We start from the raw sequence: 350 nt of genomic DNA on the forward strand, positions 1-350 counted from the left end.
GGAGACCTTCCTCGGCGACCGCACCCGCCGCGTCGTCCGCCTCGCCGACGGCACCTGCCTGCGCGCGACAACCGCGCCGGGCGAGGGCGCGCCGGCCGTGGGCGAAGCGGTCGCGGTCCGCTTCGCCCCCGATGCCGCGACCCTTTCGAAGCCGCTGGTTCTCGGTCTCCAGGTCCTTCATCCGACGAACCTGATCCGACTTCAGGCCGCCCAACTCACGCCGCCACCGGTAGTATGTCACTGAGCTCACGCCCAGCGCGGCGATTGCATCGGCCACGCTCTGGCACTGTGAGATCAGGACATCCGCCTGCCGCAACTTGGCGACGATCTCCGCGGGCTTCGGGTTCTTT

Annotated in this window: 1 pseudogene; it reads right to left on the minus strand. The window is 69.7% G+C overall.

The features are described from left to right. Positions 1 to 142: 142 nt before the first annotated feature. A pseudogene (locus MKK68_RS16225) lies at positions 143 to 350 on the minus strand (transposase); the annotation flags it as partial.

Origin of the sequence: Methylobacterium sp. E-016 (genome assembly GCF_022829745.1) — a bacterium.
GTDB lineage: Bacteria > Pseudomonadota > Alphaproteobacteria > Rhizobiales > Beijerinckiaceae > Methylobacterium.